The following is a 25,739-nucleotide window of genomic DNA, read 5'->3' as shown; positions in this document are numbered from 1 at the left end:
CCGGCTTCCGGAACGCCGTCATCCACCGGCGCCCCACCCGAGGCACCTGGACCACCCACTGACCCCGCAAGGCGGACCCATGCCATCGTTCAACCGACCCTCGCCGTCCCCGGTCGGGCGTCGCGCCGCGCGCTTCGCGGCCCTGCTGCTGGCCGCCGTGACGGCCGGCCTCGGCGCCGCGCCGCCGGCCGCCGCCTCCTCCCCCGACGGGCCGATCGGCCGGGGCGAGGTCCTGGACCGCGCGCAGTCCTGGATCGACGAGAGGGTGCCGTACGACAACAACGGCTGCCACGACAACCGGTTCGGCTGCTACCGCCCGGACTGCTCGGGCTTCGTGTCCATGGCCTGGAACCTGAGCTCCTCCCTGACCACCTGGTCCCTGTGGAACGTCACCTCCGACCTCGCCGCCGGGGACCTCCAGCCCGGTGACGCCCTGCTGCGCGACTCCGGCGGCACCGACCACGTGGCCCTGTTCGTGCGGTGGGCCGACGGCGCGCACACCCAGCCGGTGGTCCGCGAGGAGATCGACTACGGCTACGTGGCCCAGGAGGACACCTGGACCAACGGGCTGCGCGGCTTCTCGCCCCGCCGGTACGACCGGCTGGACGACCTGGTCCCGTACGGGTCGATCGGCGCCAAGTACGCCGCGATGGGCGGGGCGGGCAGCGTGCTCGGGGCCCCGGTCACCGGGGAGCGCGACTCCTCGCTGGGCGGCCGGTTCCAGCAGTTCCAGAACGGCATCATCCTCTGGCACCCCGACGACGCCCACCCCGTCTACGGCGACGTCCTCACCACCTTCTGGAACACCGACGCCGAACGCCACTGGGGATTCCCCACCACCGACGAAGCCGACGCCGCCACCGCCCCCGACGGCACCCGCGGCCGCTACCAGTACTTCGAACACGGCCTCTTCCTCTGGTCCCCCAAGACCGGCACCCACACCGTCCACGGAGCCATCCACGACGCCTTCGCCGCCAACGGCCGCGAAGCCGCCCTCGGCTACCCCACCACCGACGAACTCGACGAGAACGGCGGCAAGGCCCAGCGCTTCCAGAACGCCGTCATCCACTGGAACCCCACCCAAGGCACCTGGATCACCAGGTAGCCGAGGCAGCAGCGCGCCGCGCGGCCCCCTGGCGAACACGGCGGCCACGCCGACTACCTCGTCTCCGACCCCCGGATGCCGGGCGAGAACGGATGACCGCCCGTGCCCGCAACTCCCTTACGGCGGTGGCCGTTTGAAAACGCCCACCGAAGACCGAGACCGCTCCGGGGAGAGCGTCTCCGCCGGCAAGGACTTCCGGTGGCCTCACCCCGACCACGCTCGCCCGCTGTCTGTCATCCCGCCCACCGAGCCGGTCACGGGGACTGGCGAAGCCGCCCCGCGACAACCAGGTAGCGCTGGGTGTAGATGGCATGTACGCTGCGTGTCGCTGGTTGAGCAGGATGCGGGCCCAGGTGCTGCTCCGTGGGGGGAGTCGCGCCCAGGCCCGGTGGCCGGCCGGGGCCCGGTTGCGCTTCGTGGGGGAGTCGCGGCCGGGCCCGTCGCCGGGTGCCGGTGATATGCCCGCCCGGCCGGCCCGCCAGACGTGACAACCGTCCAGGGCGCGAGCGCTTCCGGGCGCGTCCGTCCAGAAGGGCGCCGTCGCCACCCCGTCGGGCCGCTTCCCTGGTTTCGCCGACGCCCCTCGTGCAGCGGCCTGACCCCCAGTCAACCGCCGCCCCTTTGCCGCCGCTCAACCCTGGGCCGCCGACCGCGCGCTGGGCCCTACCGCGAGGCCCCCTGTGTGCCGCGGGCGGAGGGGGCGTCCTTCCCGCGCGTCCGGGGCCGACGTCCCACCCGCGCCCGGACCCGCACCCGCACCCGGCTGTGACGTCACACTGTGAGTCCCCCGACTCACGCCTTCAGGGTGTCCCGCTTCGAACGACACCGGAGGTCATCATGCCGCGCACCCGCAAGGACGAGGCGCCGCTGCTCGTCGACGCACCGGTCATCCAGGGCCGCTACGTCGACCTGGACGGCTACACCGTCTCCTTCGAGACCTTCCCCGCCGACGCCGACGCCACCGAGGCGTTCCGCGGGCTGCCCGACGACCGGTGCCAGTGCCCGCACTGGGGCCTGGTACTGGCCGGCCGACTGGTCCTGCGCTACCGGGACCACATCGAGACCTACCGCGCCGGCGACGCGTACTACGCCCCGCCCGGCCACGTACCGGTCGTCTCGGCCGGGACGGAGACCGTCGAGTTCAGCCCTGCCGACGCGCTGCGGCGGACGACCGAGGTCGTGGCCGCGAACACCGCCATGGCCGAGGGAGGCCCGCGATGAGCACCGCACCCGCCGCCGCTGCCGCCACCGCCACCCCGTTCCGCCGGACCGCCGCCGACCTCGTCACCTTCCTGGAGACCGGCACCCCGCCCACCGGCCTCTTCACGGCCGACGTCCTCTGCGACTTCACCTCGCCGCGGTGGCGGCTGCAGGCACGCGGGGTCGACGACGTGGTCGCCCTGCGCCGCGCCGGGCACCCGGGGCCGGGCCGGGTCCCGAGGTCCCGGTTCGACCCGACCCCGACCGGCTTCGTGCTGGAGGTCGAGGAGCGGTGGGAGCAGGACGGGGACTCCTGGTACTGCCGGGAACTGTTCCGCGCCGACGTGTCCGAGGGCTCGATCTCCGATCTGTCGGTGTACTGCACCGGCGACTGGGACCGCGCCCGCGTGGCCGAGCACGCACGGGCCGTACGCCTGCTGCGGCCCTGAGCGCCGCCTCCCGGCCCGCCGTACGATCTGGCTATGGAGGCCGGGTCGGTCCGAGCAGCCGACACCCGGGCCGGACTGCTGGCGGCTTACGAGCGGGCACGTGCGACCGGGGACGCCGAACTCATGGCCGCGACGGCGCTCGAACTGCCGTCGGGCCTGCGCTTCGGGGTCCATCCGGGGCAGGTCCCGGCGCTGATCCACGAGGCGTACGCGGCGGCCGTCTCCCCGGCGAGCCGGTGCCGGCTGGCCGCCGCCCTGGCCCGGGCCTGGGTGTACGGGGGCGACGCGGGCCGGGCGGTCGCCTTCGCACGGGAGGCGGTGGCCGTCGCGGACGGCCTGGGCGATCCCGCGGTCCTCGCCGAGGTCCTGGACGCCGCGCTGGTCGCGCACTGGGGGCCGGACGACTTCGCGGAACGGCTGGCCCTCGCCGAGCGCCTGGCCGACACGACGGCGCACCTGACCGACCCCGAGCGCCGGCTGACCGGCCACCTGTGGCGGCTGACCACCGCGTGGGAGTGCCTGGACCTCGTCGCCGTGCAGCGTCAGCTGCGCGCGCTCGACACCCTCGCCGAGGAGTCCGGCCGGGCGCGCCCGGCCTTCTTCGCCGCCTCCCGCCGCGCCGCGCTCGCCCTCGTCCACGACGAGATCGACACGGCCGACCGTCTGATGGCCACCGCCCGGGAGCTGGGTGCCGAGGCGGCCGAGCCCGACCTCGACGCCGTCCTTCACAGCCTCGCGGCCGCCCGCGCACGGCAGTCGGGCGACGTGGCGGCGCTGCGGCGGGAGGCCGCCGCCTTCGAGGAGTTCGGCGCGGCCGAGGGCGTGCCGTCGGTCTCCGCCGAGGCGGCCGTCCTCCGGCTGGCAGCCGGTGAGGACGGACAGGCCCGGCGGCTGCTCGACCTGCTCGCCGGCGCGGGGTTCGCGAAGGTGCCGCGCGACGTCGACTTCCTGCTCACCGTCGCCTGCCTCAGCGAGGTCGCCGCCACGCTGCACCGCCACGACCTCGCCGCCGAGGGCGCCCGGCTCCTCGCGCCGTTCACCGGCCGGGCCGTGCTCAACGCCGGGGCCGTCACCTTCCACGGCGTGGTCGACGACTACGTCCACCGCGCGCTGGCGGCCCTCGGACTCCCCGGAGCGGCCTCGGCGCGCGGGGCCGCGGTCGCCGCCTACCGGCGGATCGGCGCCGGCTGGTGGTCGCGCCGGCTCGCCGAACCCGCTCCCCCGCCGACCGCCCGTCCCCGCACCGTGCACCTGCACCCGGGGCCGGCCCCGGGTGCGGGTCCTGGCCCGGGCCAGGACCGCGCCGACGAGCCCGGCTGGCTCGTCGGCGAGGAGGGCGCGACGTTCGCGCTGCCCGACCTCAGGGGGCTGCACCATCTGCGGACGCTGCTCGGCCGTCCGGGCACCGACGTGAGCGCGGGCGAGCTCGCGGCCACGGCGAGCGGCCACCCGGGGCTCGCCGTCACCGAGTCCGACACCGGGGAGATCGCCGACCGGCAGGCCCTGGCCGCCTACCACCGCCGGTTGGACGACATCGACGCCGAACTGGACGACGCCGCCGAGTGGGCCGACCAGGGCCGCCTCGACCGGCTGCGGCTGGAACGCGAGGCGCTGCTGGACGAGATCCGCGCCGCCACCGGTCTCGGCGGGCGCCGGCGCCGCTTCGGCTCCACCGACGAACGCGCCCGGGTCGCCGTGCGCAAGGCCGTCGTCGCCGCTCTGGACCGCGTCGCCCGCCACGACGCCCCACTGGCAAGGCTTCTGCGCGACACCGTCCGCACCGGCGCTTCCTGCCGCTACGACCCGGACCCCGCCCGCCCGGTGACCTGGCTCCTCGACCCCCGCACCCGGTCCGGACCGCCCCGGACCGACTCCGGCGCTCCGGGGCGAGGGTGACGATCCCTCCGGCGCGGCGCCGACGCTGCCGTGCGGCCACCGGAACGCCGGGACACCGGGACACCGGGACACCGGAACGCCAACACCGCGACGGCCGGTCGACCCGAAGGTCGACCGGCCGTTCGCCGTGAGCCGCTCAACGCCGAGCCGCTCACGCCGCACCCGTACGGGCCGTTCCGCGCAGGCCGTCCCGGTCACGCCCCGTCCAGCGCCTCCACCAGCGCCGTCAGGAACTCCTTCGGCCGTTCCAACTGCACGCTGTGCCCGGCGCCTTCGACCGCGACCTCGCGCACCCGCCCGCCGGCGGCGGCGTAGCGGTCCAGGACGGCGCGGGTCTGCGCCACCATGGGCTGTGCCGGGCAGGTGTCGGCGCCGGGCCAGCCCGGGACCGCGCCGACCGCCCCCAGGTGGGCCAGGTCGAAGAGCGAGGTGTCCGAGACGATCACGTCGGCCGTACCGCGGATCCACAGGATCGGCGGCTTCGGCTCGACCACTTCCAGGTCGTCGATCCGGAAGTGGGTCGGCGCCATCGAGTTGAGCACCCCGCGTCCGCCGGGGGCGAAGCCGGGCCAGGCGTCGCTGGTGCGGCTGTCGCCCGGGTAGTGGTCCTCCCCGGTCCGGGTGGTCAGCATCGCGGCCACGAAGGGGTCCGGCTCCGCCAGCGGCTCGCTGACGTAGGCGCTGTTCAGCACCGAGCGCGGCGCGAACGGCGACTCGGCGCCGAGTTCGCCCTCGCGCAGCAGCCGGACGAACTCGGCGGCCGCACCGCCGGCGCCCGAGCCCGCCCCGTCGGGCGAGTTGAGCCGCCCGTCCACCCCGTGGGTGCCGCCGAAGCCGTACGGGGAGACCGGGTTGACCAGGGTGAGCGAGCGGACCAGGTCCGGGTGGTCGCGCAGCAGTTGCAGCACCACACCGCCGCCCATGCTCCAGCCGACCAGGTGGACCGGGCCGAGTTCCAGCGTCCGGAGGTAGGAGAGCAGGTCCTCGCTGTGGTCGCGCAGGCCCCGGGTGGCGTCCACCGGCAGCGGCTCGGTGCCGCCGAAGCCGCGCAGGTCGGGCGCCAGCGGACGGTAGCGCTCGGGGAGGGCGGTCATGGTCGGGTGCCAGAAGACGCCGGAGGAGACGTTGCCGTGCACCAGGACCACCGGTTCCCCGGTGCGGCCCTCGATCTCGGCGTAGTTCACGGTGAGCCGGTCGGTGGCGACCGGTCGTTCGACGATCATCCGGGTGGTCCTCAGTTCAGCCAGCCGGCGACCTGCGCGCTCGCCGCGCTGTCCCAGCCGAGTTGCAGGTGGTTGGCGAGGGTGATCAGCGCGGTCCCGCCGACGGTGCCGAAGCCGGTGGTGTCCAGCGCGCTGGCGACGAAGACCACGCCGTCGCTGGGCCCGCGGTTCTCGTTGAAGATGCCGACGATGCTGGGCGTGCCGCCGGCCAGCAGGTACGACGTCACCGAGGAGGGGACCCCGGCCTGCTGCAGCGGGGCGATCAGCGAGCCGGCGTTGATCGCGGCCTGGATGCCGCCGCCGTCGGTGAAGAAGCCCTGCCCGCCGTGGTAGGTCGTGTACCAGTCCTGCTGGGTCTGGTCGATGCCGAACACCGAGTCCCAGCGGGCCAGCATCTGCCGCTGCCCGGGGTAGACGTCATAGCCGCTGGTGGGGGTGAAGGAGAACTCCGGGTGCGAGGTGTAGGTGCCGTAGCAGGTCATCCGCAGGTGCGGGGACGGGGCGTTGACGGCACCGCCGCACTGCGGCCAGATCGAGAAGTCGTGCGCCCAGCCGTGCGCGAACGGGTAGTCGTAGCCGCCGTTCGGGCCGCCGAGGGTGATCAGCTTGCGCACGTCGCCCGCGTACGGGCGGCCCCAGGAGGGCTTCACCGAGGACACGTAGGCCCGCGAGGACATCTCGCCCTTGCTCCAGCCCACCACGTCCACCTGCGGGACACCGAGCTTGGCCCGGATCAGCGCGACGGCGTCGCCGACCTCCTGGGCCTGCATCAGGTTGTCGCCCTGCTTGTGCGCGAAGCCGATCGCGAAGACCCGGTAGCCCCGCCCGGCCAGGTTCTGCATCAGCCCGGTGTTCGGGCAGGAGGCGGAGCCGCAGCCGTAGCCGCCGGACTCGCCGGGGTTGGCCCAGGCGCGGTCCGGGTTGTCGTTGGCGCCGTGCACCAGCAGCACCGGGACCTGGTGCGAGCCGGTGTTCCAGCCCGGGGCCGAGTAGAGCAGGAAGCGGCCGGAGTAGGGCTGCTTGACGCCGCCGAAGAAGGTCAGCCGCTGGCCGTCCTGGTCGCCGCGGCCGTCCGGCGGGTACTGCTCCTGCCGGAAGCCGGTGGTGGTGTCGAGGTAGCGCTCGACGCGTTCCCAGCCGTTGGCGACGCTGCCGTACGTCGCCTCCAGGGTCAGGTGGGACGGCACCGCGGCCGTGGCGGCCACCGCCGGCACCGCCGGGACGGCCGCACCGACCAGCGCCAGCACGCCCGCGAGCACCCAGCCCAGTCCTCTTCGCATACGCGTTCACTCCTCCACGCCGAGGTGTCCGGTCCGGGACACCCTAGGGCTGCCGAAGTGCCCCTCCCTATGTCGGTCGCCCACACCCCCGGCCTCCCGATGTGGCCCTCGGCCACCTGGCCAGGACCCCGCTGCGGACCGCCCGCGCCGGCCCTGCCGCCCGGCCCGCCGAGCTCGGCACTTCCCCCGGCGGCGGGGCCTCCACCAGGTCCGCTGGGCCCAGGGCGTGTCTGACAATTCGCGTCGGATCAGGGCGCGGCGTTGGGGTGCGTGCATCGCAAGGCGGAGGAGGGAGCCACTGCGGTGGGGGCACCTCCCGGCCGGAGGCTGGGGGCCATTGGCGACCGACGACAACGCGGCGAGGTGCGCTTGTGCCCTGGGGGTACCTCCCGGCCGAAGGCTGGGGGAGCGTCGCGCACCCGGCGGGAAGTGTCAGACACGCCCTAACATGCCCGGGGGCGCAGCCGGCGGCGGAGGGCCAGGCGCAGCGCCAGCCGGAGGCGGCCGGTGGCCGGGCGGCCGGCGAGGACCGCCTCGAAGCGGCGCCGGTCGCGGGCCGCGCGCAGCACCTCGACGTCGTGGGTGCCGGGGACGGGCGGGGCCGGTTCGGCGTGCTGGGCGGCCCGGTGACTGTCGAGGAGGTGCTGCTGCAGTGCGTTCATGCGCCCACCGTGCACCCCGACCGCCCGGCAAGTCCCGTCGATTGACGGCCCCCGTCAAATGGCGCGACCGCTCCCCCCGCCCGAACCCGCACGTCAGAGGCCCTGCACCATAGGGGGGTGAGCGTGACCATCGACATCACCGGACTGCCGCACGAGCGGATCACCTTCTGCCCCTCGCCGCTGGCCGAGCTCGGCAACGCGCTGCACGCGCTGGCCGAACCCGCCCACCACGCGCGGCTGCACGCGTGGACGACGGCGACCTCCGCCGCGCTCGCACCGGAGCTGGCCGACCGACTGCTGGAGGCCGAGTTCATGTGGCGGTCGACGCGCTCCGACTTCCTGATGCCGGCCCGGCCCCGGCAGACCCTCGCCGAGGAGCTGGACGACCTCGACCGCATGGACGACGAGAGGTTCGTCGGCACGGCCCTGGAGATCTCCTGCAGCACCAGCCACTACCCGAAGGGCCTGCCGTCGCCGCTGGTCGACGCGTGGGCGCGGCGCCGCGCGCTCGACCTGGCGGCGGCGCGCGGCCCGCGCCAGGCGGCGTTCGTCGAGCGGATGCTCGCCGACCCCACCGCCACCCGGGCGTGGATCCGGCGCCTCCTGGAGGACTGCGACCAGGCGTTCTTCGCCGACACCTGGCGCCGGGTCCGCGCCCAGCTCGCCGCCGACGCCCAGCACAAGACCGAGCTGCTGCGCCGCAAGGGCCTGGCGGAGGCGCTCGCGGCTGCGTCCCCGGCGCTGAGCCTGGAAGAGGACGAGCACGGCAGCCGCATCGTGGTCGACAAGCTGCTCCACGGCCGCACCCGGGCCGGGGACAGCGCCGTCACCCTGCTGCCGACCGCCTTCGGCTGGCCGCACCTGTTCACCCTGTACGGGCCGGGCTGGCAGCCGGTGATCCAGTACCCGGCCGCCGCCCACGAGATCGGCGGCGCCGAGTCCGTGGAGGCGGTCAGGCTGCGCCTGGACGCGCTGACCCATCCGCTGCGGATGCGCCTGTGCCGCAACCTCGCGCGCGGCAGCTACTCGACGAACGAGCTGGCCGACGCGTACGGCGTCACCGCCCCCGAGGTGTCCCGCCACCTCGCCGTGCTGAAGAAGGCCGGGCTGGTCACCACCCGGCGGCGGGGCCGCTACGTCCTCCACCAGCTCGACAACGCGGTCGTGGCCCGGCTCGGCAGCGACTTCCTGGAATCCGTGCTGCGATAGGGACGGACGGTGGGGACGCCCCGGTCGGCGGCCCCGGTCGGTGCGGCCCGTCGCCGAGGCGGCGCGGGAAACCCGACAGAGGATGTCGGGTTTCACCGGGACAGTGGGGGTGCCGGTCGGCGCCGTGGTGGCACCGGCCGGGACGACGAACGGACAAGGGAACCCCATGCGCGAAACACCCGACGAGCTGCACCGGCTCCAGGCCCTCCTCGACGCCTCGCTCGCCCGCTCCACGGCCCACCTGCGGTCGATCATCAGCAGCGAGCGCACGCTCACCGCCGAGCAGCTCACCGGCGTGCTCACCGGCATGTGCACGCTCGCGCTGTCCACCGTGACGGCCAAGGGCGAGCCGCGGATCAGCGGTGTGGACGGGCACTTCCTGCACGGGAAGTGGCACTTCGGCACCGCGGTCGGCGCCGCCAAGGCCCGGCACCTCGCCGCCCGGCCCGCCGTCAGCGCCGCGCACCTGCGCGGGGAGGAGCTGGGCGTGTTCACCCACGGCACCGTGGAGGTCCTCAACCCCCACGGCGGCGAGCCGGCCGCCGACTGGCCGGAACTGCTCGCGTACTTCCAGGACTTCTACGGCGACGACGCCTTCGACTGGGACAACGACGTGGTCTACTACCGGCTGCACCCGCAGTGGATGGCCGTGTTCGCCGCCGACCCCGCCGAGCTCGGCGGGAAGCCGGGCGAGGCCGGCCAGGTGTGACCCCGCCCGTGCCGGCCCCGGACCCGGCCGGGGCCTCCTGCGCCTGAGCACCGCGCACCGCCGGCCGCGCAGGCCCGCCCCGCCGGACGCCCGGCGCCGACGGTCGGCCCGCCCCCGCGGCCGGGGCGGGCCGGGCCGCCGCGCCCGGCGAGAATGGTCCCGCGCGGCCGGCGTACCACCGGGCGCGCACCGACGACGGGCGACGGAGGGAACGACGTGCGGGCGAGCCGGACGATCGCGCTGCTGCTGCTCCTCCAGAGCCGGCGGGCGATGACCGCCGCGGAGCTCGCCGCCGAGCTGGAGGTCTCCGAACGCACCGTGCAGCGGGACGTCGCCGCCCTGGTCGAGGCCGGCGTGCCGGTGTACGCCGACCGCGGCCGCGGCGGGGGCTACCGGCTCGTCGACGGCTACCGCACCCGCCTCACCGGCCTCGAACGCGCCGAGGCCGAAGTCCTGCACCTGGCCGGACTCCCGGGCCCGCTGCGCGACATGGGCCTGGCCGGGCACGCCCTCGCCGCACGGCTGAAGGTCGCCGCCGCCCTGGGCGACGCCCCCGCCGCCGCCACCCGGCGCTTCCACCTCGACGCACCGGCCTGGTTCCGCGACGCCGAGGCGCCGCCGCTGCTCGCCGAGGTGTCGCGCGCCGTGTGGGAGGACCGCGTGCTCCACGGCCGCTACGCGGCGCGCGGCGGCACCCGGGAGCGGCGGCTGGAGCCGTACGGCCTGGTCCTGAAAGCCGGCCGGTGGTACCTGGCGGCGCGCGGCCCGTCCGGCCGGATCGGCTCGTACCGCGTCGACCGCTTCGAGACCGCCGAGGCCGGCGACGAACGCTTCGAGCGCGACCCGGAGTTCGACCTCGCCGACCACTGGGCCACCGCGGCACGGGAGTTCACCCGCGCCATGCTGCGCGAGCGGGCCGTGGTCCGCCTGAGCCCCGTCGCCGTCGAGAACCTCGCCGTCCTGCTGGAACCCACCGTCGCCGCCGACGCCCTCGCCACCGCGGGCGCCCCGGACGCCGACGGCTGGGTCACCGTGACCCTGCCGGTCGAGACCTGGGACATCGGCTATCTCGAACTCCTCCGCCTCGGCCCGGAGGCCGAGGTCCTCGACCCTCCCGACCTCCGCGCCCGCCTGGCCGACGCCACCCGCCGCGCCGCCGCCCTCTACACCAGACCCTCGGGCCGGGACGGGAACTGACCGCCCGACAGGCGCGGGATCCCGAACACACGCGCCCCCGCCCGCCCCCGCCGCCGCTGTCGTACGCGATATTCCCGGCGCCGCCGACGGCCGCCCCGCGATACTGGGCGCCATGGATGAGGTCGAGGTCGTCGTCGCCCACGCCGAGCGCGCGACCCTGCGCGTCGGCGACGTGTTCCTGAAGGTGGACGGCGACCCCGCGCGCACCGACGTCGAGGTCGAGGCGATGGCCCTCGCGCCGGTGCCGACCCCCGAAGTCCTGTGGCGCAGGCCACCGGTGCTCGCGATCGCCGCCCTCCCCGGGACGGCGCTCGGCCGCCTCGGCGAGCCGTCGACCGCGTCGCGGGCGGCCTGGGTCGCGGCGGGCGCCGCCGTCCGGGCCCTGCACGAGGCGCCGTTGCCGCCCTGGCCCGGCCGGGGCGTCGACGCGTTGGCGGCGGAGCTCGACGGCGAGTGCGAGTGGCTCCTGGCGAACGGCGTCCTGCCCGCCGACCTGGTCATCCGCAACCGCCGGATCGCCGAGCGCGCGCTCCGGCCGTGGACGCCGGTGTTCACCCACGGGGACCTGCAGATCACCCATGTGTTCGTCGACGGCGACGAGGTCACCGGCTTCATCGACTGGTCCGAGGCGGCCCGCGGTGACGCCCTGTTCGACCTCGCCGTCCTGACCCTCGGACACGAGGAGCGCCTCGCCGACGTCCTCGCCGGGTACGGCACCGACGTCGACGTCGACGTGATCCGGGCGTGGTGGTCGTTTCGGAGCCTGCTGGTGGTCCGCTGGCTGGTCGAGCACGGCTTCGACCCGTCCGCGCCGGGCTGCGAGGTCGACGTGCTGAGGTCCCGGATGTGAGGCCCTCGTCCCCGGGGGTCCGGACGGAGGACGGTAGATTCACCCCTCCGCCCACCGACCGAGGGAGTGCCCGTGCCCGACCGGCCCAGCCTGCTGTACGTGACCGACCTGGCCTACCCGGCCCGCGGGCGCCGGTACGGCGACGAGGACGTCCTCCTCACCTCCCGGCTGCGGGAGTGGTTCGACCTGGCCCTGTGCCACCCGCTGGACGCCCGGGCGCTGATGGGGCGCTTCGACGCGGTCGTGGTGCGCAACAGCGGGCCGGTGCTGCACTACCGGGAGGAGTACGCCCGGTTCCGCGCCCGGGCGCTGGCCGACGGCGTGCGGGTCTACAACCCGCTGACCGGGCGGGGCGACATGGCCGGGAAGCGGTACCTGCTGGACCTCACCGAGGAGGGGTACCCGGTCATCCCCACCGTCGACCGCCCGCAGGACCTCGGCCGGCTGCCCGCCGCCGACCGCTACGCGGTCAAGCCCCGGGAGGGCGCCGACAGCATCGGCCTGCGCTTCCTCACCCGCGGCGAGCTGGACGCCCTCGCCTGGGGCGAGGTGCTGGTCCAGCCGCGGATCGACTTCCGCTACGAGGTGTCCTTCTACTTCGTGGACGACGCCTTCCAGTACGCCCTCCACACACCCGACCCGACCCGCCGCTGGGTGCTGGAGCCGTACCGGCCGAGCGCCGCCGACCTGGAGTTCGCCCGGGGCTTCGTCGGGTGGAACACCCTCGCCCATGGCATCCAGCGGGTGGACGCCTGCCGCGCGCCGGACGGGCGGCTGCTCCTGGTCGAGCTGGAGGACCTCAACCCGTACCTGTCCCTCGACCTGGTCGCCGAGGAGGTCCGGGAGGGCTTCGTGTGCGCCCTGGCGGATTCGCTGCGCCGCTTCCTGGGCTGACTCCTCTCCGGCGCCGCGCCCGCGCCCCCCGGGGGGCCGTCAGGGCCGTTCGGCCCGCTCGTCGGCGCCCCGGGCCTCCGGTTTCCTGCTGCCGAGGCCATCTGGGGCGATCCGCGGGTGGTCCTCCAGGACGATCGGCGAGGACAGCACCACCCGGCGTCCGCCGTCCGGCCCGGCCAGCACCGGCCAGGTGCGCTCGTTGCGGCACCGCTCGACGGCCGGGCGGGCCCACTCGGGCGGGTCGGCGACCGACAGGAAGGTGCCGTGCTCCAGCCCGAGCAGCAGGTGGGTGGAGACCAGTGAGCGCGGCAGCGCCTGGTCGCGGGTGGCCCGGCGGGGCGGCATCCAGGCGGAGGCGTTCTCCACGTCCACGACCAACCGCTGCGCCCGGTACGGGCCGGGCACCGCCTCGGCCCGCAACCGGACCAGGCCGTCGACCTGTTCGCGCCGCCGCACCACCCGGCCGACGACGGCGCCGCGCTCGTGCACCAGCCCGGTCTCGCCGACGCCGGGCAGCCGGAACGCCCGCTGCACCACCCCCTCTTCCAACTCCTCGACGGGAAAGACGAGTTCGAACCGCTCCTCGGCCCCTTCGGACCCCTCGACGAGCTCCCGGTCCGCCAGCTCCAACCGCTCCACAGACTCGAAGCCGGCGACGGTGGCCCGTTCGACGGTGCGCCGCTGGACCCGCAGGAAGCGCAGCTCGACCGCCAGCACGTCCCCTCCGCGCGCCTCCATCAGGCAGTCGGTGCGCTGGTGGGAGTGCTCGCCGCCCTGCGCGGTGTACTCGGGCGGCACCAGGACGCCGGACTGCCGGCCCAGCCGGCCCTCGGCCGCCGGGGCGCGGTGCGGGGAGAGCGCGTGGCCCTCCAGCAGCACCGCGTCGGCGATCCGCCGGGCGGCCGCGAAGCCGTGCTCGATCCGTTCCGGGTAGCCGCTCACGGGGCCGTCCCGCCGATCGCCGCCGCCGCGAGCAGCTCGCGCACCGTCGCCTCCCAGGAGGGCAGGGCCCGCCGGGAGCGGTAGGCCAGCAGCTCGTCGATGACGTCGTCCGGCAGCCGCAGCCAGCCGCTGTCGGGGAAGTGCCGGTCGATCGCCTCCCGCCAGACCCGCACCGGCATCCGCACCCGGGCCTCGCGGTCCCAGGGCACCGGGCTGACCTGGAAGCCGTCGGGGCCGGCGAAGGCGGTGCCGGAGAAGAGCAGCAGCATCGGCACCTCGCCGCCGTCCAGCGCCCGGAAGTAGCGGGCCGAGGCGACCTCCTGGTCGTAGGTGCAGGGCACCACGAGGTCGATCTCGGTGGCGCCGGTGAAGCCGGGCACCAGCAGCGGCACGGTGGCGAGCCGGATCGGGTGGAGCGTGGCCGCCCAGCGCTCCCGCCCGCCGAACTGGTCGGTCAGCCGCCCGCTCTCGGTGTCGCCGTACGGCCGGTGGCCGGGTTCGATCCGCAGCTGGCAGTGGAGCGCGAGGGCGTGCACCCGGGTGTCGGCCGGGGCGGTGATCCGCAGCCGGAACACCAGGGTCGGCCCGGCCGCGTACGGGTCGGAGCGCACGCCGGTGCAGGCGAAGCCGAGTGCCGTCACGCCCCCACCTCCACGGGCGGCCGTTCGGCGCGCGGCCGTCGGCCGAGGCCGTGGAACGCGCCGGCGAGGAGAGGAATCCGCATGTCCGCCTCCGACGGGGTGGGCTCCGGGAACCCGGCGATCATCGCCCCCGCCCCCGCGGCCCCCCGCCCGGTGCGGCATGTCGTGCCGCGCGTTCACCCGAGCGGCCGGGGCCGGCCGGCAGGGCCGAGCGGGTAGCATGTAAGCCATGCAGCCGATTAGTGACCCTTACGAGATCCGTCCCGGCGTCCCCACCGTCGAGGTCTTCCGCCGCCTGCGCACCGACGCCGGCCTCTCCGACAAGGCCCCCGAGGCGGTCGCCCTCGCCCTCCCCAACACCTGGTACGGCGTGGTCCTCCACCACGAGGGCGAGCCCGTCGGCGTGGGGCGGATCATCGGCGACGGCGGCACCGCGTTCCAGGTCACCGACATCTGCGTCCACCCCGCCCACCAGGGCCGCGGCCTCGGCCGGCGCATCATGGCCGCGCTCACCGAGGAGTTGGAGCGCCGGGCACCCGCCACCGCGTACGTCTCGCTGATCGCGGACGGCCCCGCGCGCTTCCTCTACGAGAAGTTCGGCTTCGCGGACACCGCCGCCCACGACTCGATCGGCATGTACCGCCTGATGGGCGCGAGCTGACGGCCCCACCGGCGGCGGTGTCGGTGGCCCGGTGTGTACTGGCCGGCGCCCGATCCGCACGCGATCCCGGAGGCGCCGCCATGGCCCGTCTGCACGTCCGTTCCGGCCCCCGAGGCCGGCCGCGGCCGGCTCGCCCACGCCCCCGTGTCCGCCGAGCACGGCCGGGACGCACGGGTCCGGGCGGCACCGCGCACATCCGGGTTCCGGCCAAGGGGTTTGACGGTCACTCAGGTCGGTTCACGGGGCGTCCGGCGCGTCGAGGAGACCGGCCACCAGGCGGCGGGCGTAGGCGGCGTCGAGGCCGGAGGGGCGGAAGAGGATGCGGTACATCAGGGGGGCGACGAGGCGGTCCATGGCGGTCTCGACCCCGGGGGCGTCCTCGCCGCGGGCGCGGGCCCGGGCGAGGACGAGGTCGAGCTGCTCGGCGGCGTACGCCGAGCACTGGCCGGCGTTGCCGCCGTCCGGGTCGCCGAGCAGGGCGTCGCGGACGTAGGCGCGGCCGGAGGCGGAGCCCATCTCGTCCAGGAACTGTTCGGTCCAGGCCGTGAGGTCGGTGCGCAGGTCGCCGCGGTCCTGCGGCTCGGTGTCGGGGCGCAGCCGCTCCACCGCGACGTCCGACAGCAGTTCGGCGAGGTCGCCCCACCGGCGGTAGACGGTGGACGGGGTGACTCCGGCCCGCTGGGCGACCATCGGCACGGTGAGCTGCTCGCGGCCGACCTCCGCGAGCAGCTCGCGCACCGCGGTGTGCACCGCTTCCTGGACCCGGGCGCTGCGCCCGCCCGGGCGGACCATCTGCCGAGGACTCATACCGTCATCTTAAAGCGCCGCGCATTGCGTTAAGACGGGGCGCGGAGCGAGCCCTCCTGGGCCGGGAGGGTTCAGACCACCGGGGCGGGCGTCCACGCGGGCTGCGTCCGCTCGTAGGCGTGGCCCACCCGCAGCAGCGTCCGCTCGTCGAACGGCCGCCCGAGCAGCTGCAGGCCGATCGGCAGGCCGGCCGCGTCGCGGCCGGCCGGGACGGACAGCGCGGGGACGCCGGTGACGTTGGCCGGGGCGGAGAGCCGGACGTAGGCGTCCGAGACGCTCTCGGTGGTGCCGTCCGGCCAGCCGACCGCCTGCTGGCCGGCCCGGACCGCCGTCGTCGGCACCGTCGGGGCGGCGATCACGTCGACCTCCGCCAGGGCCTGCGCCCACGCCGCCCGGATCAGCGTCCGGGCGCGCTGGGCCCGCAGGTAGTCGCCCGCGCCGATCAGTTCGCCGGCCTCCAGCAGGACCCGGACGTCCGCCTGGTACAGCTCGGGCACGGTGCGCAGCGTGCGCGCGTGGTAGGCGGCGGCCTCCGGCGCGGTCAGGCCCCAGAGGGTGGGCACGAGGTAGCGGGCCATCGGGATGCCGACCTCGACGGGCCGGGCGCCGAGCGCCTCCAGCTGCGCGACGGCGCGGTGGACGGCGTCCGCCACCTCGGCGTCGACGTGGTCGACGTAGTGGTCGCGCGGCACGCCGACCCGCACGCCCGTCAGGTCCGGCTCCCGCTCCGGCCGGTAGTCGACGGCGGGGGAGGCCACCGAGGCCGGGTCGCGCGGGTCGTGCCCGGCCAGGGCGGCCAGGACCAGCGCGGCGTCCTCGACGGTGCGGGTGATCGGCCCGACGTGGTCGAGCGACCAGGACAGCGAGGTCACGCCGTGCCGGGGCACCAGCCCGTAGGTGGGCTTGAGGCCGACCACCCCGTTCAGCGCGGCGGGCACCCGGATCGAGCCGCCGGTGTCGGTGCCGAGGGCGAAGGTCGCCGTCCCGGCGGCCACCGCGACGGCGGATCCGCCGCTGGAGCCTCCGGCGACCCGGCCGCCGTCCCAGGCGTTGCCGGTCTGCGGGGTGGTCAGGCCGTAGGCGAACTCGTGGGTGTGGGTCTTGCCGGCCAGGACGGCGCCGGCCGCCCGCAGCCGGGCGGCGACGGTGCTGTCGGCGGCCGCGCGGTGGCCGTCGCGGACCCGGGAGCTGGCGGTGGTGGGCGTTCCGGCGACGTCGATCAGGTCCTTGAGCCCGACCGGGACGCCGTGCAGCGGCCCCCGGTAGCGGCCCCGGACGATCTCCCGCTCGGCCTCGCGCGCCGCGTCGCGGGCCTGCTCGGCGGCGACGGCGACGTACGCGCCGAGGTGCGGCTCCACCCGGTCGATGCGGCCGAGGACGGAGTCGACCAGCTCCACGGGGGACAGCCGCCGCTCCCGGATCTCGGTCGCGGCGGCGGCGAGGGTCAGCTCATACGGCCGCATCGGGGTGCTCCTCTCCCGCCCGGTAGGCGGCGGCGGGCGGGGTGTCCCCGAAGTCCAGCTCGCGCAGGACGGCGACGACGGAACGGATGTGCTCGGCGGTGGCCGCGACCTCTGCGTGGCGCTCGGCGGGGAGGTCGAGTCCGGCCCGGGCGGCCCAGCGGGCCGCCTCGGGCGGGGTGAGTTCCGGGGAGGACATGGTGCGCTCCTGTTCAAGGGCGGGCAGGCGGCGAGGGGGTCGCGGAGGCGAGGCGCCCGACGCCAAAAGCTAAGGGTTTGCGTTAACGCGACTGTAGGTTCTACCGTCGCACTAACGCAAACGAATGGCTTTTACAGCGGAGGAGCCTCCCCCATGCCCACTGCCCGTACCCCGTCCTGGACGGTCGGCGACCTCACCGTCCACCGCATCGACGAGGTCCCGCTGCCGCCCGCCACCGGACGGTGGCTGCTGCCCGGCGCCACCCCCGAGGTGGTGGCCGGCCAAGACTGGCTGCGCCCCCACTTCGCCGACGCCGACGGCGTGCCGCGCCTGCACAGCCACAGCTTCGCCTTCGTGCTGGACGGGCTGCGGGTGCTCGTCGACACCGGCATCGGCAACGGCAAGCAGCGGGCCGACCCGGCCTGGCACGACCTGCGCACCGACTACCCGCGGCGCCTCGCCGCCGCCGGCTTCCCGCCGGACTCCGTCGACCTGGTGGTCCTCACCCACCTCCACGCCGACCACGTCGGCTGGAACACCCGGGAGGCGGACGGCGCCTGGGTGCCCACCTTCCCCCGCGCGCGGTACGTCACCGCCCGGGCCGAACGGGAGTTCTGGGCCGGCTACGCCATGGAGGAGGCGCGCCGGCAGATGTTCCGCGACTCCGTACTCCCGGTCGAACGGGCCGGCCTGCTGGACCTGGTCGACGTCCCGGCCGAGGGCCTGCGGCTCCTCCCCGGCCTGCGCCTGCTCCCCACCCCCGGCCACACCCCCGGCCAGGTCGCCGTCGAGCTGACCAGCCGGGGCCGGACGGCGCTGATCACCGGCGACTGCGTCCACCACCCCGTCCAGCTCGCCCACCCCGCCATCGGCGCCTGCGTCGACATCGACCCCCGGCGGTCGGAGGCCACCCGACGGGACCTGCTGGCCTCCCTCGCCGGCACGGACACCCTGCTGCTGGGCACCCACTTCGCCCCGCCCACCGCCGGGCACGTCCTCGCCCACGGGGACGGCTACCGGCTGCGGCCCGTCCCCCCGGTCTGACCGCCGCCCGCGCCGGGCGCCTCCACCGGCGCCGTCCGGACGGCGAGCAGCGCGGTGTCGTCCGCCAGCCGGCCGCCGGTGTGCCGGACGACCGCGGCGGCCACCTCGTCGACGAGGCGCCCGGGGTCGGCCGCCCCCGGAGTGCCGGCCAGCCGCTCCAGGTGGTCCCGCAGGGAGAAGAAGACACCCGCCCGGTCGCGGGCCTCGGTCACCCCGTCCGAAACGATCAGGACCGTCTCGTCCGGGCCCAGGCGCAGCCGCCGCACCTCCGGCAGCCCGCCGGCCAGCTGGGCCAGCCCGATCGGCGCGCCGTCGCCCGGCGGCAGCTGCCGCACCCCCGCGGGGCCGAGCACGTGGGGGCTGTCGTGGCCGAAGTTGACCACCTCCACCTCCCCCGGCGCGTCGACGGGGAACCAGATGACCACCGCCGTGGCGAACCGCTCCTCCCGCTCCCCCAAGCGCTCCACCAGCACGTTCTGCCGGTGCAGCCGCTCCTCCAGCCAGGCCGCGACGGTGGCGAGGTCCGCCTCGTGGAAGGCGGCCTCCCGGAAGCAGCCCACCAGGGCCGCCGCCGCGGAGACGGCCGGCAGGCCCTTGCCCTGGACGTCGCCGAGGATCACCCGCGCCCCGAACGGGGTGGCCAGCACGTCGTAGAAGTCGCCGCCCACCCGGGCCTCGACGTCCGCGGCCAGGTAGCGCGCCGCCGAGTCCACCCCGCCCCACCCCGGCGGCACCGGGCGCAGCACCACCTGCCGGGTCGTCTCGGCCACGCCCTGCAGATGGCGGACGTAGGCGGCGGCCTGAGCGCGGAAGCCGCTGATCGGCACCGAGAGCACGGCCCCGGCGATCACCAGCAGGAAGTCCTCGGTCCCCTGCGACTTGCCCCAGATGCTGTCCAGGGCCGGGTAGGCGGCGACGGCGAGGAGGGCGAACAGCGTGGTGGCGGCGGGCCCGCAGAGCCCGGCGGCCACCACGGGGACCATCACCAGCCAGCTGACGGACGCGAACGAGACCGGTGTGCCCGCGTCCACGCCCACCACCAGTGCGAACACCGCGAGGGGCACCAGCCAGGACCGGTGGCCGTACCGGATCAGGATCGGCATCCGCTGCCCCGGCTCCGCCACGGAACGCGCCCGCAAACCGTCCCTCCCCTTCTCGCGACCCTCCCCCGCGTTCCCGGTGCTCCGCGCGACGCGGGGCCCCGGTCGGAGGCTGCGCCCACGGTACGGGTGTCGCCCCCGGCGGAGGCGGCGCGGCGGCGTCGTGGCCCCGGCGCTCGCACGTTCGGCCCAGTCCCGCCGCTCCGGGCGCACCTGGCCCAGCGCGCCCGGAGCGGCGGGTCAGACCTCCTCCTCCATGCCGATGGCCTGGTCGAGTTCCGCGCGCACCCGCTCCGTCTCCTCCGTGCGGGCGCCCTTCGGGACCTGCCCGTCGATCTGCCGCAGCAGCGCGACCGCGATGGCGTCGAGCTTGCGCTGGACGGCGTGCTCGGCCCGGCGCTCGGTGTTCTTCAGCAGGGCCAGGAGCAGCAGGTTCAGTGCGGTCATGGTGTCCCCGACCAGGATCTGCCAGGACACGGACAGCCCGGCCGCGTGGACCGCGTAGAAGGCGACCACCAGGAGGACGCAGAGGGCGTAGAAGGCCGGGGCGCTGGTGAGGTTCGACGCGGCCTCCGCGAGCCGCTCGAACCGGCCCTTGCCCGACCGGCTGCGCTCCGACGGATGGCGGATGACCATGGTGATGCCCTCCTCGGTCCTCACGACACGGCGGCCCGGCACCGGGGCGCGGCCGCCACCCAGGGCGCCTTGCCCGATCCGGGCGGGCCATGCGTCCGGCGCCGCGGTTTCGTCCCGGCGTCCGCCCGGGCTCGGAGGAACGGACCGGCCGCTGGGTGCGGCGTACGCACCCGGCGGCCGGCCCGGCGTGGCGAGCGGGATCAGCAGGCGTCGATGAACCAGACCGGGCCCCAGTCGCCGTAGCGGTCGCTGGAGGGAGCGCCCGGCGTGGTGTAGATCAGGTTCTTGGACTTGCCGTACATCTTCGCCCGGGTGCCGGCGGACTGGTTGTTGTACCAGGACCCGCCGCTGTTCAGGCCGTCGGGGATCTCCTGCAGGTAGCAGTCCTTGAACCTGAACTTGAGGTTGTGGAAGTTGCTGTCCGCGTAACCGCAGAAGTAGTACGCGGGGCAGTCGGCCGGTGCCGGTTCGATGATCGACTGGGCGTTCGCCGCGGGGGCGAGGAGCGTGGTCACGGCGGCGAAGCCGGCCGCGAGGGCGATGCCGGCCTTGCGGGCGAACCGCATGGGAGACCTCCTGGGGAACGGTGACGTGGTGGAGCGGGCGCGTTCGGCGCCCGGTCCTCAGTCTCCGGGGCCGCCGGGCCGCTCCTCGAGCTGATTCGGCCTGCGCCGAATTCACGACCCCGGGCAGCCCGCCGAGGACGCCGCGCCGCCACGCGTCCAGCCGTGCCGCGTGGCTCCGCCCCCGCAACGCCCGTACCGCGGCGTTGAGTTCGGCGACCGGCATCGGATCCGCCGGCCGGGTCCTGAGCCCGGTCCTGGGCGTGAAGCGGATCCGGAGGACCACCTCTCCGATGGCGGGCGGCGGGATCAGGTGCGCTTGAAGAACTCCACCTCCGAGAGCGCGATGGCGCGGCCCGGGCCGGTTCCGGCGGCCTCCCTGACGGTGAGCTTCACCTGGGTCACGTCGCTGACGCCGGTCGGCACGGTCTGCGGGCCCGGCTGGTCGTTGAGCTGCACCTGCTGGGTGTGGACCTCGCCGTCCTCGGACGTGACCTCCAGGGTGAGGACGACCGGCCGCCCCTGCTGCCGGAAGTGCTGCGGGTCCACCGAGTCGCCGGTGTGGACGATCAGGTCCACCAGCCGGAACGGGGTGCGGAAGGAGAAGGTGACGGAGTCCCCGATCGCGGGTGCGCCCCAGTAGGTGTTGCTGAGGCCGTCGTCGGCGGCCGCCGCGGGATGGCCCTCGACGGCGGCGCTCGCCGAGGTGGCGGCGGGCGTGATCGGCGCGGTGCCGCGGAGCTTGTCCAGCACGTCCTGGAAGGCCCGCTGGCCGGCCGGGTACAGCAGGATCCCGGCGACGACCACCGCGGCCAGGGCGAGCAGGGCGATGGTGCGGCGCAGCGCGTTGCCCGAGCCGCCGATCCGGACCCGGCGCCGGAACGGCCAACGGGTGCGCCACCAGGGCAGTTCGGGCGCGGCCTCGGTGGGGGTGAGCGGTGCGGCGCAGCGGCGGCAGAACTTCCGCTCGGGCAGGTTGGGCGTGCCGCACCGGGGGCAGGGCGGGCCGTCCTGGGTCTCGACGGCCTCGACCGCCCGGCTGACCGGGCGGGGCGCGACGGGCTTGGCGGGCTGGACGGCCACCGGGTCGGCCTGCGGGGCGGGCGCCCGCGTGCGCGCGGGGGCCGGCCGTACGGGGGCGGTGCCCGGGCGCACCGGGGCGGTGCTCGGGCGGACGGGCTCGGCGGTGGGCGGGGGCGACGGCTCGGGGACGGCCGGGGGCTCGGCGCCGGATGTGGGCTCGGGGACGGCCGGGGTCTCGGCGCCGGATGTGGGCTCGGGGACGGCCGGGGTCTCGGCGCGCGGGGCGGGCGGCTGCTCCGCCTTGGCGTCCGCCTTGGCCTCGTCCTTGGCCTCTGCCCTGACGTCGTCCTTGGCCGCTCCCCCGGCCTCCGCCCGCGTGCGGGCCGTCCGGCGCGTGGCGCTCCGGCGAGTGGTCTCGACGGGTGCGGGAGCGGGCGCGGGCGCGGGATCCGGAGCGGGCTCGGCGGCCGGCTCCCGGGCAGGCGCGGGCGCCGGCTCGGGCTCGGCCCGCGCGGGTACAGGCGCCGGCGCGGGTACGGCCACGGGCCCGGCCGTCGGGGCGACCGGAGCCGTCGGGGCGGCGGCGGTGCCGCGCGACCAGCCGAGGTAGGCGCCGCAGTTGCCGCAGAAGTCGTCCCCCTCGCCGTTGGCCGTTCCGCATTCGGGGCACACCGGCATCCGTCAGTCCTCCGCTCGCCCGGGTGGGCCGGGCAGGATCTCCACCCGGCAGGTCAGATGGACGGGACAGCCTGCCCTGACGACGGACCGCACCTGGTCCTCGTCCGGTGCCCGGTCGCCCAGCGGCCAGACCCGGACCAGCACCTCGTCGGTCGGCACGCCCGGCAGTGTGGCGTCCGGGTCGGTGGACCAGCAGGCGCCTTCGCCGTCCACGATCTCGGCTCCGGCGCCGAGCACCAGCCGCAGCCGTTCGGTGAGGCCGCGCCGGGTGCCGCGCCAGCGGTGCAGTTCCACCGCGCGCTCGACCACCGCGCGGCGCACCTCCACCGGCCAGGCCGGGTCGACCTCGACCGCGACCCAGGACGCCAGCCAGTCCAGGAAGTCGGGCGGCGCGAGGGCGGGCCGGAAGTACGCGGGCAGGTTGTCCAGGGTCGCGAAAACCGGGGCGAGGACGGTGTCCAGGCCTGCCGTGAACCGCTGGGCGAGGTCGTCGTCCGCGTAGAGCGCGGGCAGCAGGTCGCCGATCGGGTGCGGGCTGGGCAGTCCGGGGACGGCGGCGCGCGTCACGACCCACCGTCCTCGGCGACGGCGTTGACCACGACCTGGTGCTGGTGGGAGAAGACCAGGGCGTCCGCCGGCACGTCGACCCGCTCGGCGGGCTCGCCCCGGCGCCCGGTGATCGGGTCGGCCGGGAACAGCAGCAGCTCCTCGACGTCCGCGACCGCGGCCACCCGCTGGAGCACCCCGAACACCTCCCCGTACTGCACCGCCCGGCCGAACTGCCAGCCCGCGCCGTCGGCGCCGCCGCACAGCGGGTTGAGGTACCGGTACAGCTCGGCGAGCACCTCCTCGCGGACCCGGTCCGGGTCGGCGGCGCGGGTGGTGAGCCGGGCCACCACCGTCACGCCCTGGTAGGAGGGGGGCTGGACGACCAGCCGGGTGCCGATCAGCCGCCGCTCGTCGAGGGCGGCCGCGATCGCGGCCAGCACCTGCTCGTCGGGGATCAGCTGCTCGAAGCGCAGCCGGTCGCCCTCGTCCGCGACCGCGTCGGGGACCACCAGCACCCGCACCGCTCCCGCCTCGCCGCCGCCGGCCGGCACGTGGACCCGGGCGGCGGACGGCGCGGCCTGCCGGGCGATCAGCTCGAAGTCCCCGGCCGTGACGGCACGTTCCTGTAGGCGCAACTGGTGCGGGGCGCGGGCCTTGGCGTTCTCGACGGTCTCGCCGTCCACCCCGCCGCGGGCCGCCTCCCGGTTGTCCACCCGGGCGACGTACGGGACGGAACTGCGCAGCACCGTGATGGTGCCGCGGGCCACGTTGCCCGCGGTCCCGCCGCCGGTGCGGTAGCGCGGGACGCGCAGCCGGGCGCCCTTGGGCGGCACGGCACCGAAGGCGCGCAGGGAACCGTCGGGCTCCCGGACGGCGGGCGGGAAGAGGAACTCGCCGGTGGTCGCGTCCAGCACCACGTGCCGGTCGGCCGGCGAGGACTCGCCGAAGTGCTCGACGACCGTCCAGCAGTCCCAGCCGTCGCCGGCCGACACCTCGACCACCGGGGGTTCGCCGTCGAGCAGCACCGGCGGCCGGGCGAGCCGGAAGCGCTGGCCGGCGACGCCCTCGGAGGCGCCGAGCGGCGCGTCGGTGACGGTCTGCGCGTGGACGGCGGTCACGGTGCCGCCGATCGTGAACACCTCGGCCCGGCGGACGGTCGGGGACTCGGAGTAGAACGGCTGGCCCGGCTCCGGCTCGGTGACCCGGCAGCGCAGCCAGCCCGCCCGCTGTCCGGCGGCCACCGAGGCGGTGTGCCCGGCGGGCACGAAGACCACCACCTCGCCGGGCCGGTTGAGGCCGCCGGTGGAGTCCTCGCCGGTCTCGCAGGCGACCCAGCCCGCGCCGTCCCAGACCTCCCAGGCCAGTGGCGGCTGGCGCGGGTCGACGCCGACGCCCTCCACCCGGCTGTCCAGCCGGACGACCAGGATGCAGCGCGGCACCACGGCCGGCAGGGCGAACAGCATGGCGTCCCCGGGCACCGGGCTCGGCTGGAAGCACTGCACGTCCGCGCCGTCGGCCAGCCGGGCCGTGCAGTCGGACTGCTCGCCGGAGGCGGAGACGGTGACCATCCGCTCCAGCGAGCTGGGGACGATCGGCAGGTCCTCCGCGGTGGAGAAGACCACCGCGTCGTCGGCCTCGGTGCGCAGCGTGGAGACCTCGGTGCCGGCCCGCAGCAGGACCGTCTCGGTCTGCGGGGCGGAGAGCCAGAAGTCGACCTCGGCCCGGGCGGCGGCGGGCGGGAAGAGCCGGATGCCGAGCAGGTCGAGGAAGGCGGAGTAGTTCTTCTCCGGCACCCGGTTCAGCCGGTAGAGCAGCTGGTCCACCAGGTAGGCGAAGGTCTCGATCAGGGTGACGCCCGGGTCGGAGACGTTGTGGTCGGTCCACTCCGGGGCGCGCTGCTGGACGTACCGCTTGGCCTCGTCGACGAGCTGCTGGAAGCGGCGGTCGTCCAGGTTCGGGGAGGGCAGGGCCATCAGCGCGCACCCCCGTCCGTCGCGCCGGACTCCACGGCGGGGTGCTCCGGGATGGTGTAGAAGGGGAAGACCAGGTTGCGGCGGTCGTTGGTGGCCCGCACGGTGTAGTGGACGTCGATGTAGAGCGTGCCCTCCTCGACGCTGTCGAAGGCGATCACCACGTCGTCGACCTCGATCCTCGGCTCCCAGCGTTCCAGCGCGATGCGCACCTCGCGGGCGATCCGCCCGGCGGTGGTGCCGTCGCCCGGGGCGAAGACGTACTCGTGGATGCCGCAGCCGAACTCGGGGCGCATCGGCCGCTCGCCGGGGGCGGTGCCGAGGATCAGCCGGATCGCCTCCGCGAGTTCCCGGTCCCGGTCCACCATGCCGATGCCGCCGGTGGCGTTCACCCGCAGCGGGAAGGCCCAGCCGCGGCCTATGAAGCTCCCGCTCATGCTCCGCCCCCGATCAGCACGTTGAGCGCACCGCTGGTGACGGTGGCGCCGCAGGCCGTCTTGTCGCCCAGGCGGGCCGCGGGCAGGCCGCCGATCAGCACCACGCCCCCGGTGACCGCGCCCGGGGAGGGCACCACCACGTTGCCGGGGCCCAGGGCCAGGTGCGGGGGGACGGCGCAGGCGTGCAGGGTGCCGACCACCGCGGCGGGGCGGCCGCCGATCAGCACGGTCGCCACCCTGAGGGCGCCCGGCGGCGGGGTGGTGAGGGCGCCTCCGTGGTCGGTGAGGTCGCCGGTCCGGGCTGCGGGGGGCATGGGCGGTCCATACCTTTCTTCGTGGGGCTCGTTCGGGCCAC

General features: G+C 75.7%; 27 protein-coding genes. 11 read left to right on the top strand and 16 right to left on the bottom strand.

Going from position 1 to position 25,739, the window contains the following annotated elements; genetic code table 11:
• Nucleotides 1–79: 79 nt before the first annotated feature.
• The 4 genes from ACZ5GH_RS34425 (at nucleotide 80) to ACZ5GH_RS34410 (ending at nucleotide 4,650) form a co-directional block, all read left to right on the top strand.
• On the top strand, nucleotides 80–1,105 hold the full coding sequence (locus ACZ5GH_RS34425; RefSeq protein WP_464336270.1) for a hypothetical protein: 1,026 nt from the start codon (nucleotides 80–82) through the stop codon (nucleotides 1,103–1,105).
• A gap of 837 nt (nucleotides 1,106–1,942) precedes the next feature.
• Entirely contained in the window at nucleotides 1,943–2,326 is a 384-nt protein-coding gene (locus ACZ5GH_RS34420) for a cupin domain-containing protein (RefSeq protein WP_387757352.1), read from the top strand.
• Nucleotides 2,323–2,754 (top strand): hypothetical protein, encoded by a 432-nt coding sequence (locus ACZ5GH_RS34415; protein ID WP_387757348.1) that lies wholly within the window; start codon nucleotides 2,323–2,325, stop codon nucleotides 2,752–2,754. The genes ACZ5GH_RS34420 and ACZ5GH_RS34415 overlap by 4 nt, the downstream gene beginning before the upstream one ends.
• A gap of 33 nt (nucleotides 2,755–2,787) precedes the next feature.
• The gene (locus ACZ5GH_RS34410) at nucleotides 2,788–4,650 is read left to right on the top strand and encodes a hypothetical protein (protein ID WP_464336269.1); all 1,863 of its coding nucleotides are present in this window, start codon (nucleotides 2,788–2,790) and stop codon (nucleotides 4,648–4,650) included.
• 194 nt (nucleotides 4,651–4,844) lie between these two features.
• On the opposite strand, the gene ACZ5GH_RS34405 is transcribed toward ACZ5GH_RS34410, so the two are convergent.
• From ACZ5GH_RS34405 to ACZ5GH_RS34395, 3 genes are all read right to left on the bottom strand, one after another.
• The gene (locus tag ACZ5GH_RS34405; protein ID WP_464336268.1) at nucleotides 4,845–5,873 is read right to left on the bottom strand and encodes an alpha/beta fold hydrolase; all 1,029 of its coding nucleotides are present in this window, start codon (nucleotides 5,871–5,873) and stop codon (nucleotides 4,845–4,847) included.
• Between the two features lie 11 nt (nucleotides 5,874–5,884).
• Nucleotides 5,885–7,153: an esterase/lipase family protein gene (locus ACZ5GH_RS34400; protein ID WP_464336267.1), complete on the bottom strand. Its 1,269-nt coding sequence runs from the start codon at nucleotides 7,151–7,153 to the stop codon at nucleotides 5,885–5,887.
• A gap of 443 nt (nucleotides 7,154–7,596) precedes the next feature.
• Complete coding sequence (locus ACZ5GH_RS34395) at nucleotides 7,597–7,815, bottom strand: hypothetical protein (RefSeq protein WP_387757341.1); 219 nt, start codon at nucleotides 7,813–7,815, stop codon at nucleotides 7,597–7,599.
• Nucleotides 7,816–7,932: 117 nt separating this feature from the next.
• Here ACZ5GH_RS34395 and ACZ5GH_RS34390 point away from each other — a divergent pair, with 117 nt between their 5' ends.
• The 5 genes from ACZ5GH_RS34390 to ACZ5GH_RS34370 all read left to right on the top strand — a co-directional run bounded on the left by ACZ5GH_RS34390 (nucleotide 7,933) and on the right by ACZ5GH_RS34370 (nucleotide 12,674).
• Entirely contained in the window at nucleotides 7,933–9,024 is a 1,092-nt protein-coding gene (locus ACZ5GH_RS34390; RefSeq protein WP_387757339.1) for a DUF5937 family protein, read from the top strand.
• A gap of 166 nt (nucleotides 9,025–9,190) precedes the next feature.
• Nucleotides 9,191–9,733, top strand: coding sequence for a pyridoxamine 5'-phosphate oxidase family protein (locus ACZ5GH_RS34385; protein WP_387757337.1), 543 nt, complete (start codon nucleotides 9,191–9,193; stop codon nucleotides 9,731–9,733).
• 216 nt (nucleotides 9,734–9,949) lie between these two features.
• Nucleotides 9,950–10,930, top strand: coding sequence for a helix-turn-helix transcriptional regulator (locus ACZ5GH_RS34380; protein ID WP_464336266.1), 981 nt, complete (start codon nucleotides 9,950–9,952; stop codon nucleotides 10,928–10,930).
• A 112-nt stretch (nucleotides 10,931–11,042) separates the two neighbouring features.
• Entirely contained in the window at nucleotides 11,043–11,780 is a 738-nt protein-coding gene (locus ACZ5GH_RS34375; RefSeq protein WP_387757334.1) for a phosphotransferase family protein, read from the top strand.
• Between the two features lie 72 nt (nucleotides 11,781–11,852).
• The gene (locus ACZ5GH_RS34370; protein WP_464336265.1) at nucleotides 11,853–12,674 is read left to right on the top strand and encodes a hypothetical protein; all 822 of its coding nucleotides are present in this window, start codon (nucleotides 11,853–11,855) and stop codon (nucleotides 12,672–12,674) included.
• A 39-nt stretch (nucleotides 12,675–12,713) separates the two neighbouring features.
• Here the strand turns inward: ACZ5GH_RS34370 and ACZ5GH_RS34365 are convergent, their stop codons facing one another.
• Entirely contained in the window at nucleotides 12,714–13,616 is a 903-nt protein-coding gene (locus tag ACZ5GH_RS34365) for a hypothetical protein (RefSeq protein ID WP_464336264.1), read from the bottom strand.
• A complete protein-coding gene (locus ACZ5GH_RS34360; protein WP_387757330.1) occupies nucleotides 13,613–14,257 on the bottom strand; it encodes a DUF6084 family protein in 645 nt (214 codons plus the stop codon). The genes ACZ5GH_RS34365 and ACZ5GH_RS34360 overlap by 4 nt, the downstream gene beginning before the upstream one ends.
• Before the next feature lie 229 nt (nucleotides 14,258–14,486).
• Between ACZ5GH_RS34360 and ACZ5GH_RS34355 the strand changes: the two genes are divergently transcribed.
• On the top strand, nucleotides 14,487–14,918 hold the full coding sequence (locus ACZ5GH_RS34355) for a GNAT family N-acetyltransferase (protein ID WP_464336263.1): 432 nt from the start codon (nucleotides 14,487–14,489) through the stop codon (nucleotides 14,916–14,918).
• 237 nt (nucleotides 14,919–15,155) lie between these two features.
• On the opposite strand, the gene ACZ5GH_RS34350 is transcribed toward ACZ5GH_RS34355, so the two are convergent.
• From ACZ5GH_RS34350 to ACZ5GH_RS34340, 3 genes are all read right to left on the bottom strand, one after another.
• Nucleotides 15,156–15,725 (bottom strand): TetR/AcrR family transcriptional regulator, encoded by a 570-nt coding sequence (locus ACZ5GH_RS34350; protein ID WP_387757327.1) that lies wholly within the window; start codon nucleotides 15,723–15,725, stop codon nucleotides 15,156–15,158.
• Nucleotides 15,726–15,796: 71 nt separating this feature from the next.
• On the bottom strand, nucleotides 15,797–17,188 hold the full coding sequence (locus tag ACZ5GH_RS34345; RefSeq protein WP_464336262.1) for an amidase: 1,392 nt from the start codon (nucleotides 17,186–17,188) through the stop codon (nucleotides 15,797–15,799).
• Nucleotides 17,175–17,384 carry a hypothetical protein gene (locus tag ACZ5GH_RS34340; RefSeq protein ID WP_387757324.1) on the bottom strand — a complete coding sequence of 70 codons (210 nt, stop codon included), beginning with the start codon at nucleotides 17,382–17,384 and terminating at the stop codon, nucleotides 17,175–17,177. The genes ACZ5GH_RS34345 and ACZ5GH_RS34340 overlap by 14 nt, the downstream gene beginning before the upstream one ends.
• A 153-nt stretch (nucleotides 17,385–17,537) precedes the next feature.
• Between ACZ5GH_RS34340 and ACZ5GH_RS34335 the strand changes: the two genes are divergently transcribed.
• Entirely contained in the window at nucleotides 17,538–18,428 is an 891-nt protein-coding gene (locus ACZ5GH_RS34335; RefSeq protein WP_464336261.1) for an MBL fold metallo-hydrolase, read from the top strand.
• Here the strand turns inward: ACZ5GH_RS34335 and ACZ5GH_RS34330 are convergent.
• From ACZ5GH_RS34330 to ACZ5GH_RS34295, 8 genes are all read right to left on the bottom strand, one after another.
• Entirely contained in the window at nucleotides 18,398–19,531 is a 1,134-nt protein-coding gene (locus tag ACZ5GH_RS34330; protein ID WP_464336260.1) for a PP2C family protein-serine/threonine phosphatase, read from the bottom strand. The two genes, ACZ5GH_RS34335 and ACZ5GH_RS34330, sit on opposite strands and share 31 nt — an antisense overlap.
• Nucleotides 19,532–19,768: 237 nt before the next feature.
• Nucleotides 19,769–20,164 carry a low affinity iron permease family protein gene (locus ACZ5GH_RS34325; RefSeq protein WP_387757318.1) on the bottom strand — a complete coding sequence of 132 codons (396 nt, stop codon included), beginning with the start codon at nucleotides 20,162–20,164 and terminating at the stop codon, nucleotides 19,769–19,771.
• A gap of 200 nt (nucleotides 20,165–20,364) precedes the next feature.
• The gene (locus ACZ5GH_RS34320; protein ID WP_387757317.1) at nucleotides 20,365–20,730 is read right to left on the bottom strand and encodes a hypothetical protein; all 366 of its coding nucleotides are present in this window, start codon (nucleotides 20,728–20,730) and stop codon (nucleotides 20,365–20,367) included.
• A 306-nt stretch (nucleotides 20,731–21,036) separates the two neighbouring features.
• On the bottom strand, nucleotides 21,037–22,428 hold the full coding sequence (locus tag ACZ5GH_RS34315) for an NADase-type glycan-binding domain-containing protein (RefSeq protein WP_464336259.1): 1,392 nt from the start codon (nucleotides 22,426–22,428) through the stop codon (nucleotides 21,037–21,039).
• A 3-nt stretch (nucleotides 22,429–22,431) separates the two neighbouring features.
• Nucleotides 22,432–22,995 carry a phage tail protein gene (locus ACZ5GH_RS34310; RefSeq protein ID WP_387757314.1) on the bottom strand — a complete coding sequence of 188 codons (564 nt, stop codon included), beginning with the start codon at nucleotides 22,993–22,995 and terminating at the stop codon, nucleotides 22,432–22,434.
• Nucleotides 22,992–24,950: a putative baseplate assembly protein gene (locus ACZ5GH_RS34305; RefSeq protein ID WP_387757312.1), complete on the bottom strand. Its 1,959-nt coding sequence runs from the start codon at nucleotides 24,948–24,950 to the stop codon at nucleotides 22,992–22,994. Before ACZ5GH_RS34305 ends, ACZ5GH_RS34310 begins: the two co-directional genes overlap by 4 nt.
• A complete protein-coding gene (locus ACZ5GH_RS34300) occupies nucleotides 24,950–25,384 on the bottom strand; it encodes a GPW/gp25 family protein (RefSeq protein WP_387757310.1) in 435 nt (144 codons plus the stop codon). Before ACZ5GH_RS34300 ends, ACZ5GH_RS34305 begins: the two co-directional genes overlap by 1 nt.
• Nucleotides 25,381–25,698: a PAAR domain-containing protein gene (locus tag ACZ5GH_RS34295; RefSeq protein ID WP_464336258.1), complete on the bottom strand. Its 318-nt coding sequence runs from the start codon at nucleotides 25,696–25,698 to the stop codon at nucleotides 25,381–25,383. The genes ACZ5GH_RS34300 and ACZ5GH_RS34295 overlap by 4 nt, the downstream gene beginning before the upstream one ends.
• Between the last annotated feature and the right edge of the window lie 41 nt (nucleotides 25,699–25,739).

This window comes from Kitasatospora sp. Xyl93 (assembly GCF_055383135.1).
The sequence above is the reverse complement of the archived record's forward strand: the minus strand, read 5'-3'. Positions and strand labels throughout refer to the sequence as shown.

What these genes read in the sequence shown, in the direction of transcription:
- ACZ5GH_RS34425 (WP_464336270.1), top strand. Translation starts at nt 80, where the DNA reads ATGCCATCGTTCAACCGACCCTCGCCGTCCCCGGTCGGGCGTCGCGCC.
- ACZ5GH_RS34420 (WP_387757352.1), top strand. Translation starts at nt 1,943, where the DNA reads ATGCCGCGCACCCGCAAGGACGAGGCGCCGCTGCTCGTCGACGCACCG.
- ACZ5GH_RS34415 (WP_387757348.1), top strand. Translation starts at nt 2,323, where the DNA reads ATGAGCACCGCACCCGCCGCCGCTGCCGCCACCGCCACCCCGTTCCGC.
- ACZ5GH_RS34410 (WP_464336269.1), top strand. Translation starts at nt 2,788, where the DNA reads ATGGAGGCCGGGTCGGTCCGAGCAGCCGACACCCGGGCCGGACTGCTG.
- ACZ5GH_RS34405 (WP_464336268.1), bottom strand. Translation starts at nt 5,873, where the DNA reads ATGATCGTCGAACGACCGGTCGCCACCGACCGGCTCACCGTGAACTAC.
- ACZ5GH_RS34400 (WP_464336267.1), bottom strand. Translation starts at nt 7,153, where the DNA reads ATGCGAAGAGGACTGGGCTGGGTGCTCGCGGGCGTGCTGGCGCTGGTC.
- ACZ5GH_RS34395 (WP_387757341.1), bottom strand. Translation starts at nt 7,815, where the DNA reads ATGAACGCACTGCAGCAGCACCTCCTCGACAGTCACCGGGCCGCCCAG.
- ACZ5GH_RS34385 (WP_387757337.1), top strand. Translation starts at nt 9,191, where the DNA reads ATGCGCGAAACACCCGACGAGCTGCACCGGCTCCAGGCCCTCCTCGAC.
- ACZ5GH_RS34375 (WP_387757334.1), top strand. Translation starts at nt 11,043, where the DNA reads ATGGATGAGGTCGAGGTCGTCGTCGCCCACGCCGAGCGCGCGACCCTG.
- ACZ5GH_RS34355 (WP_464336263.1), top strand. Translation starts at nt 14,487, where the DNA reads ATGCAGCCGATTAGTGACCCTTACGAGATCCGTCCCGGCGTCCCCACC.
- ACZ5GH_RS34350 (WP_387757327.1), bottom strand. Translation starts at nt 15,725, where the DNA reads ATGAGTCCTCGGCAGATGGTCCGCCCGGGCGGGCGCAGCGCCCGGGTC.
- ACZ5GH_RS34345 (WP_464336262.1), bottom strand. Translation starts at nt 17,188, where the DNA reads ATGCGGCCGTATGAGCTGACCCTCGCCGCCGCCGCGACCGAGATCCGG.
- ACZ5GH_RS34340 (WP_387757324.1), bottom strand. Translation starts at nt 17,384, where the DNA reads ATGTCCTCCCCGGAACTCACCCCGCCCGAGGCGGCCCGCTGGGCCGCC.
- ACZ5GH_RS34335 (WP_464336261.1), top strand. Translation starts at nt 17,538, where the DNA reads ATGCCCACTGCCCGTACCCCGTCCTGGACGGTCGGCGACCTCACCGTC.
- ACZ5GH_RS34330 (WP_464336260.1), bottom strand. Translation starts at nt 19,531, where the DNA reads ATGCCGATCCTGATCCGGTACGGCCACCGGTCCTGGCTGGTGCCCCTC.
- ACZ5GH_RS34325 (WP_387757318.1), bottom strand. Translation starts at nt 20,164, where the DNA reads ATGGTCATCCGCCATCCGTCGGAGCGCAGCCGGTCGGGCAAGGGCCGG.
- ACZ5GH_RS34320 (WP_387757317.1), bottom strand. Translation starts at nt 20,730, where the DNA reads ATGCGGTTCGCCCGCAAGGCCGGCATCGCCCTCGCGGCCGGCTTCGCC.
- ACZ5GH_RS34315 (WP_464336259.1), bottom strand. Translation starts at nt 22,428, where the DNA reads ATGCCGGTGTGCCCCGAATGCGGAACGGCCAACGGCGAGGGGGACGAC.
- ACZ5GH_RS34305 (WP_387757312.1), bottom strand. Translation starts at nt 24,950, where the DNA reads ATGGCCCTGCCCTCCCCGAACCTGGACGACCGCCGCTTCCAGCAGCTC.
- ACZ5GH_RS34300 (WP_387757310.1), bottom strand. Translation starts at nt 25,384, where the DNA reads ATGAGCGGGAGCTTCATAGGCCGCGGCTGGGCCTTCCCGCTGCGGGTG.
- ACZ5GH_RS34295 (WP_464336258.1), bottom strand. Translation starts at nt 25,698, where the DNA reads ATGCCCCCCGCAGCCCGGACCGGCGACCTCACCGACCACGGAGGCGCC.